At 38.4% G+C, this 19,160-nt stretch carries 15 protein-coding genes; 9 read left to right on the top strand and 6 right to left on the bottom strand.

The window, feature by feature from the left end:
* Window positions 1–480: 480 nt before the first annotated feature.
* Together cysE and JOC59_RS00195 are read left to right on the top strand one after the other, a co-directional pair.
* Window positions 481–1,026, top strand: a complete 546-nt coding sequence (cysE, locus tag JOC59_RS00200) for a serine O-acetyltransferase (RefSeq protein WP_375792761.1) — start codon at window positions 481–483, stop codon at window positions 1,024–1,026.
* 414 nt (window positions 1,027–1,440) lie between these two features.
* On the top strand, window positions 1,441–2,562 hold the full coding sequence (locus JOC59_RS00195) for an LCP family protein (RefSeq protein WP_205142780.1): 1,122 nt from the start codon (window positions 1,441–1,443) through the stop codon (window positions 2,560–2,562).
* A 425-nt stretch (window positions 2,563–2,987) separates the two neighbouring features.
* Here the strand turns inward: JOC59_RS00195 and budA are convergent, their stop codons facing one another.
* The 5 genes from budA to JOC59_RS00170 form a co-directional block, all read right to left on the bottom strand.
* Window positions 2,988–3,701, bottom strand: coding sequence for an acetolactate decarboxylase (gene budA / locus JOC59_RS00190; protein WP_205142779.1), 714 nt, complete (start codon window positions 3,699–3,701; stop codon window positions 2,988–2,990).
* Window positions 3,702–3,757: 56 nt separating this feature from the next.
* Complete coding sequence (gene alsS / locus JOC59_RS00185; protein ID WP_205142778.1) at window positions 3,758–5,452, bottom strand: acetolactate synthase AlsS; 1,695 nt, start codon at window positions 5,450–5,452, stop codon at window positions 3,758–3,760.
* Between the two features lie 29 nt (window positions 5,453–5,481).
* Window positions 5,482–6,915, bottom strand: a complete 1,434-nt coding sequence (rlmD, locus tag JOC59_RS00180) for a 23S rRNA (uracil(1939)-C(5))-methyltransferase RlmD (RefSeq protein ID WP_205142777.1) — start codon at window positions 6,913–6,915, stop codon at window positions 5,482–5,484.
* 328 nt (window positions 6,916–7,243) lie between these two features.
* The gene (locus tag JOC59_RS00175; RefSeq protein WP_205142776.1) at window positions 7,244–7,930 is read right to left on the bottom strand and encodes an amino acid ABC transporter permease; all 687 of its coding nucleotides are present in this window, start codon (window positions 7,928–7,930) and stop codon (window positions 7,244–7,246) included.
* A gap of 106 nt (window positions 7,931–8,036) precedes the next feature.
* Window positions 8,037–8,837: a transporter substrate-binding domain-containing protein gene (locus JOC59_RS00170; RefSeq protein WP_205142775.1), complete on the bottom strand. Its 801-nt coding sequence runs from the start codon at window positions 8,835–8,837 to the stop codon at window positions 8,037–8,039.
* A gap of 237 nt (window positions 8,838–9,074) precedes the next feature.
* Between JOC59_RS00170 and JOC59_RS00165 the strand changes: the two genes are divergently transcribed.
* The 3 genes from JOC59_RS00165 to JOC59_RS00155 all read left to right on the top strand — a co-directional run bounded on the left by JOC59_RS00165 (window position 9,075) and on the right by JOC59_RS00155 (window position 12,973).
* The gene (locus tag JOC59_RS00165; RefSeq protein WP_205142774.1) at window positions 9,075–11,060 is read left to right on the top strand and encodes an ABC transporter ATP-binding protein/permease; all 1,986 of its coding nucleotides are present in this window, start codon (window positions 9,075–9,077) and stop codon (window positions 11,058–11,060) included.
* A 357-nt stretch (window positions 11,061–11,417) separates the two neighbouring features.
* On the top strand, window positions 11,418–11,957 hold the full coding sequence (locus JOC59_RS00160) for a YagU family protein (protein ID WP_205142773.1): 540 nt from the start codon (window positions 11,418–11,420) through the stop codon (window positions 11,955–11,957).
* Between the two features lie 110 nt (window positions 11,958–12,067).
* The gene (locus JOC59_RS00155) at window positions 12,068–12,973 is read left to right on the top strand and encodes a LysR family transcriptional regulator (RefSeq protein WP_205142772.1); all 906 of its coding nucleotides are present in this window, start codon (window positions 12,068–12,070) and stop codon (window positions 12,971–12,973) included.
* A gap of 170 nt (window positions 12,974–13,143) precedes the next feature.
* On the opposite strand, the gene JOC59_RS00150 is transcribed toward JOC59_RS00155, so the two are convergent.
* A complete protein-coding gene (locus JOC59_RS00150; RefSeq protein ID WP_205142771.1) occupies window positions 13,144–14,454 on the bottom strand; it encodes an NCS2 family permease in 1,311 nt (436 codons plus the stop codon).
* Window positions 14,455–14,723: 269 nt separating this feature from the next.
* On the opposite strand from JOC59_RS00150, the gene purR reads away from it, so the two are divergent.
* The 4 genes from purR (at window position 14,724) to JOC59_RS00130 (ending at window position 19,089) form a co-directional block, all read left to right on the top strand.
* Window positions 14,724–15,566 carry a pur operon repressor gene (gene purR / locus JOC59_RS00145; protein WP_205142770.1) on the top strand — a complete coding sequence of 281 codons (843 nt, stop codon included), beginning with the start codon at window positions 14,724–14,726 and terminating at the stop codon, window positions 15,564–15,566.
* 12 nt (window positions 15,567–15,578) lie between these two features.
* On the top strand, window positions 15,579–16,952 hold the full coding sequence (gene glmU / locus JOC59_RS00140; protein WP_205142769.1) for a bifunctional UDP-N-acetylglucosamine diphosphorylase/glucosamine-1-phosphate N-acetyltransferase GlmU: 1,374 nt from the start codon (window positions 15,579–15,581) through the stop codon (window positions 16,950–16,952).
* A 20-nt stretch (window positions 16,953–16,972) separates the two neighbouring features.
* Window positions 16,973–17,992 carry a tryptophan--tRNA ligase gene (gene trpS / locus JOC59_RS00135; protein ID WP_205142768.1) on the top strand — a complete coding sequence of 340 codons (1,020 nt, stop codon included), beginning with the start codon at window positions 16,973–16,975 and terminating at the stop codon, window positions 17,990–17,992.
* Window positions 17,993–18,150: 158 nt separating this feature from the next.
* Window positions 18,151–19,089, top strand: coding sequence for a Ppx/GppA phosphatase family protein (locus tag JOC59_RS00130; RefSeq protein WP_205142767.1), 939 nt, complete (start codon window positions 18,151–18,153; stop codon window positions 19,087–19,089).
* Window positions 19,090–19,160: the final 71 nt, after the last annotated feature.

Genomic DNA, 19,160 nt, shown 5'->3' with positions numbered 1-19,160 from the left:
ATTATAAAAGAGAGTGCTATTCTTATAGTGTTGATTTCTTGAAATTTAAAATGTGATGAAAGGAAAATTAGTTGATGATTACGTGTAACTGTTTATGTCAATACATATTACAAACTTGTAAGCATTGCTAATTTTCAATTAGTTGGCGCTTTGGCAAGTTTGTTTATTGACATGCCAAAGTTACCGACTTCTGATTTTCTATGGGTTAGTAGGTAACTACTAGCCCATTTTTTATTGGATAAAAACGTGCTAGAGCCACCAAACTACTTACCTAAGCGCTACTTTCGGTGGCTTGGTAGCCACATTCAAGGAGCTACTTAGTGCGCGTAGTTAAACCGGTGGGTCCGCACTCTCATAAAACGTGCTAATGCCACCAAACTACTTACCTAAGCGCTACTTTCGGTGGCTTGGTAGCCACATTCAAGGAGCTACTTAGTGCGCGTAGTTAAACCGGTGGCATCGCACTCTCATAAAGGAGAAATAATGTTTAAAACTATTGATAGTATCATGGAGCGTGATCCAGCCGCAAAAAGTCGCCTCCAAGTAATGCTAACTTATAATGGATATCATGCCATTGTTTATCATCGCATCAATCATTTTTTGTACGATCATAAATGGTACTTATTGGCTAGCCTAGGTGCTTTTTGGGCGAAACACTGGACCAATATTGAAATTCATCCTGGAGCACAAATTGGGCAGAGATTATTTATTGACCATGGTATGGGGGTCGTAATCGGTGAGACGGCAATTATTGGTGATGATGTCACCTTACATCATGGGGTAACCCTAGGTAATCGCGGACCGAGTAGTGGGCTACGGCGCCATCCTAAATTAGGGAATCATGTCATGATTGGGGCCCAAGCAGTCGTATTAGGTGCCATTACCATTGGTGATGCAGCACAGGTAGGTGCGGGAAGTGTTGTCGTTGATGATGTACCAGCTAACGCAACTGTTGTTGGGGAGAAAGCCCACATTTTAAAACATTATAAAATGCAAGCCGTAGCGAAGCGGGTGGTTGAAGAATAATCAACGCCTTTTATTACATAAAGATTAAAAAATTAACGGTAATATCCGTTAGCGACATAAAATATAATTTTTTAGTTGCAAAAAGATTACAATTGTTTTACAATTATCTTGTGGTAATGATTGGGGTTTACCACAGATGAATTGTTCAAACATTTTAGTAGCATGGGGATGCTACGTGGGGGAAGGGTATGCTGTATCACTTTATATAGCATTTACTAGCAATAGGCTTAAAACAAAATTGATTGGTTTAAGTCTTTTTTTGTGCGCATTTTAACTTAATTCAACTGACTTTTAAATTTACGTAAAATTTACTTATAAAGGTTAAAATGTGTGACCGATTTTTGAAAAAAAAGCGATAAAAGCTTATAATACCTTCATTGAAAAGATTTTTAGGAATAGGAAGAATGTTAAATTATGGAAGAGCAATCACGTGTCACGCGTCAGCCGCAAAGACCAAAGAAACGCCGACGTCATCGGGGCTTAAAATTAATTTTAGTATTGCTAGTTTTAATTTTAGGGATTGGTGGTTTTATTGCAGCAAGAGCGTACAATAGCGCTAAAGATGCTATCAAGTCAACTTATAGCCCGCTTAGTTCGAGTTTTAAATCAGCCCGTGATGTGGCATCAGTGTTAAAAGCAGGCAAACCCATATCAGTTTTATTATTAGGAACGGATACCGGATCACTAGATCGGTCGTATACGGGTAGAACTGATTCAATTATGATTGCAACTATTAATCCAACAACAAAAACGACAACATTGGTTTCAATACCACGGGATTCAATGGTGTCGATTCCTGGCTTTGAAGCATATTTTCCAATGAAAATAAATGCTGCATATGAGTTCCCAGCCAACGGTAAGGGCCATCCAGAAACAACGATTAAGACCTTACAAAATTATTTAAATGTGCCGATTGACTTCTATGCCTTGATTAACATGGGGGGCTTAGAAAAAATGGTTGATAAAGTTGGTGGTGTCGTCGTAAAATCACCATTGACATTTACGTATCAACCGAATAATAAAAAGACTAATACGTATAAATTTGTAAAAGGTCAATCAAAGTATCAATATGCTTCTGATGGCAAACATTTTAAAACTTATAAAGTGATGAATGGGCAAGCAGCACTAGCATTTTCACGGATGCGTTATACCGATCCATTAGGTGATTATGGTCGACAAAAACGCCAACGATTAGTTTTAACAGCATTAGCTAAAAAATCAACAAATATTTCAAGTTTATTCAGTGCTGATTTTTTCAAAGCAATTGCTAAGAATGTTCAAACTAATTTATCATTCGATGACATTATGACATTAATGGCTAAATATCGTGTCGCAACTAAGCATATTAAATCTGATCATATCCAAGGGGTTAATTATATGTATAATGGCCAATCATTCCAGATTTTATCGGATACTAATCGCCAAAAAGCGACTAATTTAATTCGCCAGAATTTAGACCTACAAGCTAAAACAACGGGTAATCGTTTTGGAGGTCAAGTGACTAATGGAGTGGTTATTCCAGAAGTTTCAAATTAAAAGCTAACTATAACTAGCAAAAAGGACCGAATTGTAAAAATTCGATCCTTTTTTGGTTTTTATGCTAATAACTAGCTGATATTTTCGGTGATGCTAGTTAAAATTAATCCGCTTTTTTATAATCAGGTGCGGCTGGTTTTGTTTTGACTTCTTTTTGTGGATGTAGTGAGTTTGGTTGTTTTTCTTTATCGTCTGCCATAATTAAATCCCCCAAGATGTAAGTATTGTTCAAAATGAACACCTTTAGTGTAGCTAATTTATAAATAATAGTCAAATAATAAAACTGAGAGCATAATATAAGATTTTTAGCTATTTTAACTAATGAAAAAGCCACAATCAGTGAAGATTGCTTGTATGCAATTAGCAAAAAAGGGATCGAATTGGTAAAAATTCGGTCCCTTTTGCGGGTAGTAAGTTTAAAATGACTAATGACCTTCAGCTGCTTGAATATCGGCTTGGAGCGAAGCTAAGTCAATATCGTAAGCTCTAAATTCAGGATCACTTACTGGAAAATGTTGTTCTAAGCTGTCAAAAATTTGATACGTCCCCGTTAAGTTAGTACCTACAAAATCGAGTAGGTGGCCGCCAAATTGGCGATCATCACTTAGAAAATGTAAATGCCAACCACCGGCAGTGACTGTCCCGAATAATTCTGGTGCAAAATAGCCGATAACCGTCCCACTGACATTTTGTTTTTCAAAAATTGGTTGGTTAGATGCAATTTCAAGTAGGCCAGGATACGGGCGCGTTTGTTTTGGCGCAACCCGGACCTTGACCGCTTCAAACACGCCATGAAAACGGGTGGCAACAAAGACATTTTTAAAATTATGTTCTTTGACAATCGTGTCGTTAAGGATATTAAAATCAGCCTTAGGTAACGTAAGGGTTGTTTCATTCATGGCATGATGGACCGATGCAAAGGGCAACGTCGCATCCATATCAGTAATTCGATTAACGGTACCAGTTTCATCGGCTTGATATACTTCATTATCAAGAATGATTACTTCACCATCTAAGCCGTCTAAAGTACCAATACCATGTTCACCATGTTTGAGTAATTCTGCCAGCGTAATGGTTCCGCTGAGTTTACCAGCCATTAGCATGGCTAGTGTTCCATGTTCATATAAATTATTATTCATTATTTTAAGCACCTCACACGCTTTATTTTAACATTAAGGTTAGAAAATGACGTTAATTAGCCCATTTGCGAGCCAATTAGTTGACTACCTAATTCGACATTATGTGAATAATCAACTGGAATATCAACGACAACCGGCCCTTTAGTTGCAAATGCTTGATCAAGCACAGCAGTTAGTTGATCGGGTGTTTCAACCCGAAAACCAGTTGCACCAAAACTCTCAGCATACTTAACTAAATCGATTGGGCCAAATTGGACGCCGGCTGATTTGTTATACTTCATTTCTTCTTGGAATTCCACCATGTTATAGCGACTGTTATCATTCCACACAATAGAAACGGTATCTAGGTTTAAGCGCACGGCTGTTTCAAGTTCTTGTGCGGAAAAGAAGAAACCACCATCCCCAGATACAGAGACTGATTTAGCATTTGGCCGAAGCATGGCAGCGGTCATCGCCCATGGAAGACCAACTCCTAGCGTTTGCATCCCATTACTGATCAAGAAATGCCGCGGCACGTATGAACGGAAATGACGAGCCATCCAGATATAGTGAGAACCAATATCAAGTGAAACGGTCATATCATCAGTTACGTGTTCTTGAATGGCTTTAATGATTGCTAAGGGGTGACTTAACTTTGGATCACTTGGAATATGGTTTGGTTCATCAGCAGCTAGTAATTGTTGCTTGAAATCAGCTAATTTAGTAAGCGTATCACTTGGCAATGTATAACCAACTAATTTTGCTTGCAAGGCTTGTAGCGTTAGACTAAGATCACCGACAAGTTGCATTTCAGGTAAGAAATGGTTGTCGATTTGTGCTGCTGCCGTATCAAGGGCAACGATGTTTAGATTAGCTTCTTTATTCCAGTTACGTGGTTCATATTCGATAGCATCATAACCAAGAGTAATAACTAAATCACTTTGTTGGAGGATTTTATCCCCAGTTTGGTTACGGAACAAACCGATACGACCAAAGAATGATTGGTCTTCTAATTCGCGAGAAATCACACCAGAACCTTGGAATGTTTCAACTACAGGGAATGGAATGGCATGTAGTAAATCATGTAATGCTGCAACTGTTTTGTCATCAGAACCGCGCATACCAACTAAAAATACTGGTAACTTAGCATTTTTAATACGCGCAGCTAAAGTAGTTAAATCGGCATCACTTGCCACACCGAGGTGCGCAGCCGGCACAACTGGTAAAGCTTTGGTATCAGCACTTACAGCATCATCATCAACATCTTGTGGGAGACTAACAAATGCGGCGCCGGGTTTTGGACCATGTGCGGCGGCAAACGCATTACTTAAAATTTCAGAAATGTTATTGGGATCTTGAATTTCAACACTGTAGCGCGTAATTGGGGCAAAAAGTTGCGCAGAAGGGGTACTTTGGTGCGTTAAGCGATAGAGGTCTTTACGGGGAACTTGACCACCAATGGCGATAACGGAGTCACCTTCGGCATTGGCCGTCATGAGCCCAGTTACTAAGTTACCAACACCAGGGCCTGAGGTTGCCATAACCGCTCCTGTTTTACCAGTAATCCGTGAAACGGCTTGGGCCATGAAAGCTGCGTTTTGTTCATGACGAGTCACGATTAGTTTAGGTGCTCTTTGCCCATCTTTGGGGTGTTCAAGCGTTTCAAATAAGCGATCAATTTTGGCACCAGGAATCCCAAAAATTAATTCAACACCGTGGTTTGTAAGGCTCTCAACGACAATGTCAGCCCCGTAGTTTTGTTTGTCTGTCATAAAATACCTCTTTTTTATAATTTAAATAATTAACGACGTGTGAATTTTACAATAGCTTCAACACGTGCAGTTTGTGGAAACATATCGATTGATTGAATATAATCAACAGTATACACATCGGTTAAATCAACCAAATCACGAGCAAGAGTTGAAGGATTACATGAAATATAGACAAATTTTTCAGGTTTAACTGCTAAAATTGTATCACGTAATGCTTCATCTAAACCGGTACGTGGTGGATCGACAATTAATGCATCGGGCCGCCAACCATTGTAGACCCACTGGGGAATTAAGTCTTCAGCCGCCCCAACAAAATATTGGGCATTTTTAACACCATTTAAGCGCGCATTCGCATTCGCATCATCAATTGACTCTGCAATGGTATCCATACCACGAACTTCGCCAGCTTTATGGGCTAGTGAAATTCCTAAGGTACCAACCCCACTATAGGCATCAACTAACTTATCAGCTTTGGTTAAAGCAAGCGCAGTGATAGCCTCTTGATAAAGCCGACCGGTCTGTGCCGGGTTAAGTTGTAAGAAAGCCCGTGGTGAAAGTTGAAATTGTTTACCATTAATGGTTTCGGTAATAAATGGTTTACCAGCCAGTAAAAAGGTTTCAGAACCCCAAATGAGAGCCGATTTACCAGAATTAATGTTTTGACTAATTGAAGTTACCATCGGTAATTTGGCCATGATCCCCGCTAAAAGAGGACCTTTATTTGGTAATTTTTTAGAATTAGTTACCAAAGTAACTTGGACCTCGCCGGTTGCTTCTGCAATACGGGCAATGATGGTTTTGATGATACCAGCGTTCGTCGTTTCATCATAGACTGGGATATTTAGCTCCTCGATTAAGGCTCGAATTGTCCGAATTACTTTCATCGTAGTCGGATGTTGAGTGGAAACCGTTGGTAAATCAACCAAATCATGACTACCTAGTTTATACATACCAACTGCTAAGCGGCCATCAACTAAGCGGATAGGAAACTGGGCTTTGTTACGATAAGCAGTGGGGTTGGCCATACCAATTGTTGGCCGTAGATCGTAATGGGTATAACTAGCGGGCTTAAATTTCTCCAAGGCTTGGGCAATGACATCGGTTTTAAAGCGGAGCTGCTCGGCATATTGCAGATGTTCTAGGTCAAAGCCACCGACCACTCCCGCAAATTCATCGACGGGGGTAACCCGGCTTGGCGAAGCAGTTCTAATTTTATGAATTTTAGCACTCAAAAATTTAGGATGGACTTCCGTAACTTCAGCAATGACTACTTCTTCCGGTAGCGCACCGGGAATAAACGTTATTTTGCGCTTATAGTAGCCAATCCCCTCACCATTGATGCCTAGGCGCTTAATGGTCAAGGGGAAGCGTTGGCCGATAGTAACCGGTTCACTATTCGTTGCAGGTGCTCTGTTGGGACGCTTAAAATTTTTAGGGTCACGATGGGACGGTTGTTTATACATAATTACTCCTTAGTAAGTTACAGGTACAAAGTTCAGTGAGAAACTGGACAGCGTTGAATTTAATCATCTTAAATTCAAATCAATTCCTATTATACCGCGCTTAATAGCGGATATGCTAAATTTGATGCTTATTATTTGCTTCACAAATTTTAAAAGCCATGACAGGTTAATTTGCATGAAAAATTTAAATGAAAAAGAATGGGTTTGTGCAGTAAAATTTAATATATTAACTAATAATAAGTAATGGTAAGAAGTAAATATTAAATTTAAATTTAGATATAACAATTAAGGAAAGGCTAAGCTGATCGCTAAGATTGGTAGCACAAAACTAAGCTTTTTCAAAACGTTCAAAATGTTTTTCCAGCATTTTTTGCACTCGAGATAAGATGGTTGAAAAAATGGCATAGACCGTTGCAGCTACAATATAGGTATCAAGGGGCTGGTAATTTTCAGCCGCAACCTGTTGGGCGGTTTGCATAATTTCGACCATAGTAATGGTTGAGGCTAACGACGTGTCTTTAACCAATGAAATGAATGAGTTACTTAAGGGTGGGACAGCAATCCGAAATGCTTGTGGCAAGATGATATGGTAAAAAGTTCTAATCGGCCCTAAACCAAGGGAACGGGCGGCTTCAAATTGGCCATTAGGGACTCCTAAAATGGCCCCACGAATGATTTCAGAAGTGTAGGCACCCGTATTGAGACTAAAACCAATAATGGCTGCCGGCCATACATCAAGCGACAGATTAAATGCTTTGGGGATACCATAAAAGATGATATATAGTTGCAAAAGGAGCGGCGTACTACGAAAAAGCCAAATGTAAAACCGGTTAACCGGTTGGATAATCCATTTGATAAAAAAGTTTTTGCTGGTTTCTGCTTCTAAGCCAATAAAGGCCGAAAGGGTACCGATTATTAGGCTAATGATGAATGTAATAATAGTTAAGGGGACCGTTATTTTAAGGCCGGTCCAGAAAAATTCGAAAAAATGCTCTTTAAAAATATCAATTAACATGGCGCCTCCTGATAAGAATGATAATAACAATAAAGGGACTGGGACAGCAAAAGTGTGTCCGAGTCCCTTATTAGTTATAGTAGCGATAATTAGTTCGGTTTAAGATCTATTTGGTAGTAACATCATCACCAAAGTACTTGTGAGAAAGTTTAGCAAAAGTTCCATCTTTCTTCAAGTTCTGCATTGCTTTATTAATTTTAGCTTGTAAACCAGGTTTGTTTTTACTTAAAATCCCAGCAATTTTTTGGGCAGCAATGGCATTGCCAGCGTCAATGTACGTGAGGTTAGTTTTTGGATTGGCTTTCTTATAGGTTAAGAAGGCTTCACGTGAATTCAAAGCACCAACGACGCGATTTGATTGAATTAAATCAACGGCTTCAGCAAAACCAGGGATAGCAACGATTGTTGAACCAAGTTTTTTAGCATCGGCACCATTGTTAGATGTCAAACTTTCAGCTGTTTTTTTACCTTTAATTTGTTTAACGTTAGTTATCTTTGAACCTTTTTTAACAATTAAAACTGATTTTGAGTAAAGATAAGGCGTTGTGAAAGCATAGCTTTTTTGGCGTTGCGCTGTAATGGCCACGTCATTTAGGACCAAGTCATATTTTTTTGAATCTAAACCAGCGATTAATGAGTCCCATTTTGATTGGACAAACACTGGTTTTAAGTTCATTTCTTTAGCGATTGCTTTACCTAGTTCAACTTCAAAACCGGTTAACTGACCATTTTTACGATAGCTATAAGGGGCATAAGTTCCTTCTAGGCCGATCGTTAATTTACCGGCATTAAGGGTGGCACTAGTTGAATTAGTGGTATTTTGCTTGGTTGTGCTACAAGCTGCTAAAGTGATAGTGACCAATAAAGCAGCGGTAGCTAATAATAAAGGGCGTAACTTTAATTTCATGATAAATAATTCCTCCAAAAGTTGCTTATAATAAGTAAATACAAGCAGTACTTATAGTAACCTACTTTAGCATGATTAGCAATATAATTGCTTAATTAAGGAAGCCTCCATTCTGACTAAGATGGGCATATATTATTTAGGAAAAGAACTATAAGCGGAAAAGTTAAAAAAACGTATGGTATAATATAGCTTAATTTTAGGAGTTGATACACCCAAATCAAGATAGAGGAGTACAACATGGCTTTTTTAGAACTACAAAATATTAAAAAATCATATTTTTTGGGCAAAGAAGAATTTTCGGTTTTAAAGGGAATTAGTTTACAGTTTGAGCGTGGCGAATTTGTGTCAATTCTCGGTGAAAGTGGTGGTGGGAAATCAACCTTGATGAATATCATTGGGGGGTTAGATCATCAATACAGTGGTGAGGTACTGATTAATGGGCAAGCATTAAGTAATGCCCATGAAAAGACGTTTGATGAGTATCGCCGTCAAACAATTGGCTTTATTTTTCAATCGTTTAATCTAATTAGTCATTTAACAATTTTAGAAAATGTATTAGTTTCATTGAAAATGACTAAGTTATCAGCGAGCGAGCAAAAAAAAGAAGCCTTGGCGCTTTTAAAACGCGTGGGGTTAGCTGATCATGTAAAGAAATATCCTAATCAGTTATCAGGTGGTCAAAAGCAACGCGTGGCAATTGCCCGGGCTTTAGCGAGTGATCCGCAAATCATTATTGCTGATGAGCCAACAGGCGCCCTTGACTCGCAAAACACCCATGAAGTTTTACAAATCTTAAATGAGATTGCCCAAGAGGGGAAACTGGTAATTACGGTGACACATTCGCAAGAGGTTGCCGATTATGGCACGCGGATTGTTCATCTAGCTGATGGGGTTATTGACAGTGACCAAACATTGCGGCCAGTTGAAGCACCAATTAATAAACCACAAGTAATTACGGCTAAAGCTTTAAGTTATGGAACAAGTGTCAAAATGGCGTGGGAGCATATTAGGTACAATTTAAAACGTAATTTATTAATCATATTAGGTGGTTCAATTGGAATTTTCGCGGTAATCCTATTCTTAGGCTTAGGGAATGGAATTAAAGGCTACATGAATCAACAAATTACGTCATTAGTTAATCCAAAAGCCATCACCCTTAATAAAAATGTCAGTGATGAAAATCAAGCTAATCCAGCAAAAATTGCTGTAACGAACAGTGACGTGCAGCGAATTAAGGCTGTTAAGCACACCAAAAATGTACGGCTCGCGTATTTGTTATCACAAGCTAGTTTTAAATACCAAAATAAAACGGTTGTGAATAATTTAATGACATGGAATGCGAGCTTAAGTGGGCAAAAAATCATTGCGGGGCATCAAGCAATCGGCAAACAAATTTTATTGTCAAAAGCAGATGCCAAGAAGTTGGCTAAAAAAGTTAAAATCACAAATTATCGTAATTTAGTTAATAAAACAATTACATTGCAATTTACTGATCCGGTTGCCGCGGCTAAGCTACAAGCAACGCAAAGTCAAGTCGTAGGGACAACGCAAAAACCTAAAACGGTTAAAGTCCAAGTTAAGGTCGCTGGTATATTAGATGGTGGGGCAACATCAATGGCCTACGCGGGCTTAAAGCAAGTCTTTAAAGCGGCCAACATTAGCTTTAACGCTAACTTTGTCGCATTAAGCGTCGATAGTTTAAAAAATGTTAATCAAACTAGCAAAGCCTTAAAACAGTTAAAAAATAGTAAAGGGCAGAAAGCCTATACGGTTAATAGTGTTGGATCAATTCTTGATAATATTAATACCTATGTTTCATTGGCCGCTAATATTTTAGCAGGAATTGCGGGTATCTCATTACTTGTATCGGCAATTATGATTATCGTCGTTTTATACATTTCCGTTTCAGAAAGAACGAAAGAAATTGGTATTTTACGAGCGTTAGGAGCACGTCGTAAAGATATCAGACGGTTATTTACAGCAGAAGCATTCTTCATTGGCTTGTTTAGTGCAATTTTAGGATTGTTAGGGGCCTATTTAGTACAATGGGGCTTAAACTTAGCCGTCCATAGTATGATTAAATATAACGTTGCCCAGATTTCGGTTGGAAATGTTCTCTTTGCCGTTATTATTAGTATCATCATTAGTTTATTGGCAGCTTTAGCACCAGCCCATGTTGCCGCACGGTTAGATCCGATTGACAGTTTGTCTGTTGGTGATTAAAAGGTGCACATTTTGCGCTAAGTGTCCTTATGATCGTTGAAAAAGAGCTAAGGCGTGTACTTTCGCTGCGAATAAGCAATCTTTGTTATGAAAATAACGTGATTTAAACAAAATTAAAGATAATATTTATTATTAATATGTTAATAATAAATATTATCTTTTTTAGGTTATTGATTAATTAAAACGGTGCTTTTATGCATTATTAAGCCATTTAAAAGTAGCGGAAGTGGCTACTACTTTAAAAAAATGCTAACATATTATTAATTTTTTAAAGAAAAAGGTTGATTAATGTGATTGGATGAGCAATAATAATAACCGTTAATTTTTTATTATTTTTTGTTAGGAGTTATTATTAATATGTTTACACTTAGAAAACCAAAGGCCTCATTTATGAGCATCGCGATTAAAAGCGTTTGGTATGGCTTAATTGCCGGTATGATTTCTGGAATGGTCAAGATTGGTTGGGAAAATATTTTTCCACCACGGACAATTGCCCGTAACTTAATCAACCCACCGCAACACATGGCTATGCAATTAGGGATTCCTAAAAAATTAGTTGAATCATACTTTTACTTTTCACAAGATCAAAAGGTATTCTGGTTCACTTTAATTTTACATTTCTCATTTGCAATTGTTTTTTCAATTCTCTATGTCTTCATATCACAATACTGGTCAAAAATTGGTTTGTGGCAAGGGGCAGCCTATGGGATTGTTCTTTGGATCGTGTGGCACATTATTTTAATGCCAGCCTTCGGTACAATTCCTGCTCCTTGGAACCAACCGTTTGATGAACATTTCTCAGAATTCTTTGGTCACATTGTCTGGGCATGGTCAATTGCGGCAGTTACTTATTTCTTAATTGCTAAGGATAAGTCAAAGACGCTAGAAAATATTTAATAATATAAATTAAAAATCTATCATAATTATGATGGATTTTTTGTTTATTTTTAATAATTTTAAGTTACAATTAATGTATTGATACTTTTAACACTTGGAGGCTTTACCATATGGCAACATATCCTTATGAAGTTTTTGCAACTGTTGCAGATGCTAAAACATATTATCAAGCAGCCGAGCGGCTAAATTTAACACCCTCAGCTGTTAGTCATTCCATCTCACAGCTCGAAAATGAATTAGGGTTTACTTTATTCATCAGAAATCGCAATGGTAGTGAGCTAACCCCCAATGGGGCGCAAATTTTACCATTGGTGAGAGAAATTTTGAATACAGAACGGCGGTTGCATCAAGAGGTTGACAAAATTAATGGGCTATTGCGAGGGACTTTGCGCATGGGCGCTTTTAGTTCGGCATCCATGAGTTGGTTACCCACGATTTTACAAAACTTTCGCCAAAAATATCCTAATATTAATGTCCAATTAATCCAAGGGAGCCTAAATGATATTGCGGAACGGCTACGGCAAGGGCAACTTGATATTGGCTTTACAGCATTGCCGGTTGATAAGGGGTTAGTAACCTATCCGTTAATTAATGATGAATTATTTACAATAACCCCAAAAGATTTTAAACCAAAGCAAGCCCAAGTCGTAACAGAAGCTGACTTACATGATAAAACATTTATTCTGCAAGAAGCGGATTATGAACGGGCTATTAAGACAACTTTAGATCAATATAAGGTAACACAAAATTCATTAGCATATACGATCGATGATCCTAGCATTATTGCGATGGTCGAATCAGGTTTAGGCCTTGGGATTATGCCCGCGTTGACCCTTGCTAGTTTTCCAACCTATCATGATAAAGTTAATGTGTATCATTTTGATCAAGAAGTATATCGGACATTAGTTGTGGCAACGCCCAAAAGTCATAGTAGCGCACCCGTGGTCAAAGCGATGCTTAATGAAGTAAAAACATTTATGCAAGCAACGTATCCGGCAAACTTACTGTGGGCATAAGAATAGCTAGAAACTAATAGGGTAGCTCGATGGAAAAATGGTTTCGAAAAAGGCAATATGAGCATAAATACGAAAAAGACCTGAATTATTAAAATTCAGGTCTTTTGTTGTTTGGCGTCAAGCACCGACCAATTATATGAGCTCTATTTGACACTAATTAATAGTTGTGATTAATTATTTAGCACGTAGAAGAATACTAAGAAAACAAGGGCTAAAATCCACATGACCACATTGATTTCCTTACCACGTTTGGCTGATAGCATAGTGATTGGGTAGATAACAAATCCTAAGGCGATACCATCAGATATTGAATAAGTTAAAGGCATACCAATGACAATTAAAAATGCAGGAATGGCAATTTCTAATTTATTCCAATCAATACCACCAAGATTAGCTGCCATTAAGACACCAACGACAATCAAGGCAGGCGCGGTAACTTGCGAGGTAAAGACGCCTAATAATGGTGAAAAGAGCATTGAAAGGAGGAAGAAGAAACCGACAAACACTGATGTTAGGCCAGTACGACCACCAACCGCAATTCCGGCTGAAGATTCAATAAATGTTGAAGTGGGGGAAGTTCCTAAGATTGAACCAAGAAGCACTGATGAAGAATCCGCAAATAGTGCCCGGCCCACTCGTGGCATCTCACCTTTTTCATTAAGGAAACCAGCTTGTTCGGCTAAGCCAACTAGCGTACCAGCAGTATCAAAGAACGCCACCAAGAGGAATGTTAAAACAACGATTACTAATTGCATTGAATTAATTTCACCAAGGTGTGAAAGAGCTTGGCCAAAGGTTGGTTTTAAACTAGGTGCAAGGGAAATAATAGAACTTGGTGCTTTGATTAAACCAGTTACTAAACCAACCAATGAGGTAAGCACCATGCCAATAAAGATTGCGGCAGGGATACGTTTAACGATTAAGATAAATGAAACAATAAGACCGAAAATGGTTAACCAAGTAGTCGGAGTACTTAATGAACCTAATGCAACCACCGTTGACGAATCAGAAACGATTAGGCCACCTTGGTGTAGACCAATAAAGGCGATAAATAAACCAATTCCGGCTGCAATCGCCAATTTCATTTCGCGTGGAATGGCGTTGATAACAATTTCACGAATATGAAAGAAAGTTAAGATTAGAAAAATGACGGCTGCGATAAAGACACCAGCCATTGCGGTTTGCCAAGGAATTTTCATTCCTAAAACAACAGAATAAGCAAAGAAAGCGTTCATACCTAAGCCAGGTGCAATTGCAATGGGATAGTTAGCAAGTAAGCCCATTACAATAGTCCCAAAGGCAGCAGAAATGGCAGTAGCAGTGAAGACGGCACCGGTATTCATGTGAGCCGCACCAAGGACTTCTGGATTGACAAACAAGATGTAGGCCATTGCAAAAAAGGTTGTAAGGCCTGCGATAAATTCACGTTGAATGGTTGAACCAGCAGTTTTAAGGCCGAAAAATTTATTAATACTTTCCATGAGAAATAATAACCTCTTAAATTTTAATGTTTTCCTAAGAATATAATTTAGTTTAGCACTTAAATGTTTTAAATTAAAGTAAAAGACGAACTTATTTTTATTTTAATAAACTAAAGTTCGAATATACTGCGGATGAGAGCGCTTAAGATGAAATAAAATAAATATTTAAGAAAAACAGAATTTAAGCTAAAATTCCGAACGTTCGTGTTATAATCATAGCTGTTAGTAATAAAATAATAAAAAATAAAACAATAAAGTGAGGAAATATTATGAAAACTCGTCGTTCTGATAGATTAGTCGATATGACTAATTATCTATTAACTCAACCAAGAAAATTAGTGTCACTAACGCAATTTGCAAAACGTTATGATTCAGCTAAGTCATCAATTTCAGAAGACCTATCTATTTTAAAAAGAACTTTTCAAGAACGGGGGATCGGTTTGTTAGAAACCTTACCCGGTGCGGCTGGTGGGGCACGATTTATTCCATATATGCTACCAGAAGAAGCGCAAACATTTATTAATGAATTAGTTGATGAGGTCAACGATGAAACCCGTGTTTTACCGGGTGGCTATGTCTTTTTATCTGATTTATTAGGACGACCAGAAATCTTAAAAAGAGTGGGGCGTTTATTGGCAACTCAATACATTAATGAAGATATTGATGCAGTCATGACCGCAGCTACAAAAGGGGTCCCGGTAGCTCAAGCAGTCGCACAAGAACTAAATGTACCTTTTGTGATTGTCCGAAATGACTCAAAAATTACCGAAGGACCAACGATGTCGGTTAACTATCTAACGGGTTCATCAAAACGCGTCGAAAAAATGGAACTATCACGGCGCTCATTACCAACAGGTTCACGCGTTTTAGTTGTCGATGACTTTATGAAGGCTGGGGGTACGATTAAAGGAATGATGAGTTTAGTTGGTGAATTTGAAGGAACAGTGGTCGGCGCAGCTGTTTTTGCTGAAGGGCGTGTAAGTGAACGGGTCGTGGCAAAGTATACTTCATTAATTCATGTGGATACATTAAGTTCAGATGGCACTGGCATTACAGTGACACCCGGAAATTATGAAACTGAAGTCTACGAAAATAACAATTTAAACGATTAAGAGGGGGAAAAAATGACACGTAATGCAATTATTTTGGCAGCCGGAATGGGCTCACGGATGAAATCTAAATTGTATAAAGTATTACAACCAGTGGCGGGGAAAGCAATGGTTGATCATGTTTTAACACAAATTGAACGCGCTGGCGTTGATAATGTGGTGACTGTTGTGGGGCATGGAGCACAACAGGTAGAAGCATTATTAAACACGCGTACACAATATGTCTTACAAGCAGAACAATTGGGGACGGGGCATGCCGTTTTACAAGCAAAGGCTTTATTAGGTGAAACACTTGGGACGACGTTAATTGTAAGTGGTGATTCACCACTTTTTACCGCAGATACTTTTAATAAATTATATGCCGAACATGAAAAGCATAATAATGCAGTGACGGTATTAACCTCGATCGCGCCAGATCCCTTTGGTTATGGGCGGATTATTCGGGGAACTGATGGTAAAGTGGCTAAGATTGTCGAAGAAAAAGATGCTAATACGCAAGAACAAGCGATTAACGAAATTAATACAGGAGTGTATGTTTTTGATAATCAATTATTATTTAGCGCATTAGACCAAGTGACCAACGATAATGCACAGGGGGAGTATTATTTACCAGATACACTAGCTATTTTAAAGGCTACGGGGCAGACAGTGGGAGCCTATACCATGGCTGACTTTAGTGAAAGCATGGGAGTTAATGACCGTGTTGCACTTTCAGTGGCTAATGCGGTTATGCAACAAAGAATTAATCGGCAACATATGCAAAATGGTGTTACGTTAGTTGATCCCCAACACACGTACATTGATGCTGATGTAGTGATTGGAAATGATACCACAATTGAACCGAATGTCAATTTAAAAGGACACACGGTCATTGGTAGTGATGTTGTAATTACTAGTGGATCAACGGTGATTGACTCAACGATTGAAGATGGGGTCACGATTACGGCATCTCAAGTCGAAGCATCAATCATGCGCTGTGGTTCAAATGCAGGGCCATTTGCTCATTTACGGCCACAAAGTGATATTGGTGAAAAGGTGCATATTGGTAATTTTGTCGAAACGAAAAAGGTTACGATTGGTAAAGGTACGAAAGTGGGTCATTTGACCTATGTTGGTGATGCAACTTTGGGGGCTGATATTAATATAGGTGCTGGCTGTATTTTTGTAAATTATGATGGTGTTAATAAATTTCATACAACCATTGGTGATCATGCTTTTATTGGTTCGAATACGAAAATTATTGCACCAGTTACCATCGGGGATTTCGGTATTACCGCAGCAGGTTCAACGATAACGGAAGATATCCCTAGTCAAGCAATGGGGATTGCCCGTAGTCGTCAAACCAATAAATTAGATTTTTGGCAACGCACACCACAAGCAAAAAAATAAAAACTTGGAGAAATTAAAAAATGGCAGATAAAGAGATTATTTTAACTGGTGATCGCCCTACGGGGAAAATGCACATTGGTCATTGGGTAGGTTCTTTACAAAATCGGGTTGAGTTACAAAATTCAGGTAAATACGATAGTTTTATCATGATAGCGGATAAACAAGCTTTAACTGATAATGCACGGGATCCAGAAAAAATTCATCGTTCATTAACAGAAGTCGCGCTCGATTATCTGGCAGTTGGGATTGATCCTAGCAAATCAACGATTTTTGTGCAATCCCAAATTCCCGCGTTATCGGAATTGACAGAATATTATCTAAACATTGTGTCGGTGGGCCGCTTGCAACGCAATCCAACTGTCAAAACAGAAATTCAACAAAAACAATTTGGTGAAAGTATTCCGGCTGGCTTTTTAATCTATCCCGTCTCACAGGCTGCTGATATTACCGCATTTAAGGCAACCGTGGTTCCAGTAGGGGATGATCAAGAACCAATGTTAGAGCAAACACGTGAAATTGTGCGTAGTTTTAATAACATTTATGGGGACGTGTTAGTTGAACCGACAGGCTACTTTGCTCCCAAAGGAATGGGCCGTATTCCCGGTTTAGATGGCCGGAAAATGTCTAAGTCGTTAGGTAATGCAATTTATTTAAGTGATGATGCCGATACCTTGGCTAAAAAAGTAAAGTCGATGTATACTGATCCGCTACACATTAATATTGCCGATCCCGGCCATATTGAAGGTAATATGGTATTTACGTATCTTGATATTTTTGGCGATGACAAAGCGCATATTGCCCAATTAAAAGAACACTATCAACAAGGTGGTTTGGGTGATATGAAAATTAAACGCTATCTAATTGATGTTTTAGAAGAGAAGTTAGCACCAATTCGGCAAAGAAGATTGGAATATGCGCAAAATATGGATCAAGTTCTAAAAATGCTAAAAGAGGGTTCAGATCATGCTAATGCAATTGCAACCCAGACACTTGATGAAGTACGGCATGTAATGGGTGTCGATTACTTTGGTAAGTTTTAACTGAAAACAACGAGCCAAAAAGAGGGACTTAAGTGCCCTCTTTTTATTTTAGCGATTATAAAAATCCAGGTTATCAAGCATAACCAATAATTATTAATATTTTGAAGTTGCTTTAAAATTAAGGTACAATAATTGAAAACTCTAGAGGATTAATGATAATGGGATATTCTTACTTAGCGATATTGGATTTAGGCTCAAATTCAACCCGAATGGTCGTCGAAAAAATAGCGAGTGATGGCTCATATGAAGAAGTAACACGTGTTAAGGAAGATACTCGGTTATCTGAGGGGATGGGTCCACAAAAGATTTTACAACCGAAAGCAATTACACGGGTAATAACGGCGCTAAGTAAATTTCAACAATTATATCAACGGTACAGGGACATTCAAATTATTGCAATTGCTACGGCCGCGGTACGACAAGCAACTAATCAAAAGGCCTTTTTGGCGCAAGTACAAGCAGCAATTGGGGTTCAAGTCAAAGTGTTATCCGGTGATGATGAAGCGTATTATGATTACTTAGGTGCGACGCAAGCATTAAATTTAAAAAATGCGATTTTATTAGATACCGGTGGTGCGTCAGTTGAACTAGGTTTAATTCGTGAGGGACATAAGGAAGAACTAATTAGTGTGCCCTTTGGTGCAGTTAATTTATCAGAGCAATTTAATCTAAAAGATCAGGTTAAAAGTGCTGATTTATTTAGGTGTGCCCGGTTTATCCAAAAACAATATAATGATATTGCTTGGTTCCAATCCGGACGTAATTTGCCGATTGTGTTACTTGGTGGAGCGAATCGAACATTAGCGCGAGTTGACCGAACCAGTCAAGCGATGACTAGAATTCAAGATTTTCATGGTTATCGAATGACTAGTGAACGGGTGTTAAATTGGTTTGAAAGAGTACTAGCGAATAATTTTCAGGAACGACAAGCGATTGATGGTTTGGAAGCAAGCCGTGCTGATATTATTGTTGGTGGTTGGTTGCCCCTCGTGATGTTGATTAATTTATTAGACAGTGAACGCGTTACGTTTTCGGAAAGTGGCGTGCGCGAGGGGTTAATAACCGAGTTTATTCAAAAGACTAAAGTCCGTAGCTAAAGAAATCAAAAAGGATGGCCCATTTACGAATGTAAATGGATCATCCTTTTATTATTATATTTAGTTTAAAA

The sequence above is a fragment of the Periweissella beninensis genome (genome assembly GCF_016908275.1).
Taxonomy (GTDB): domain Bacteria; phylum Bacillota; class Bacilli; order Lactobacillales; family Lactobacillaceae; genus Periweissella; species Periweissella beninensis.
The sequence above is the reverse complement of the archived record's forward strand: the minus strand, read 5'-3'. Positions and strand labels throughout refer to the sequence as shown.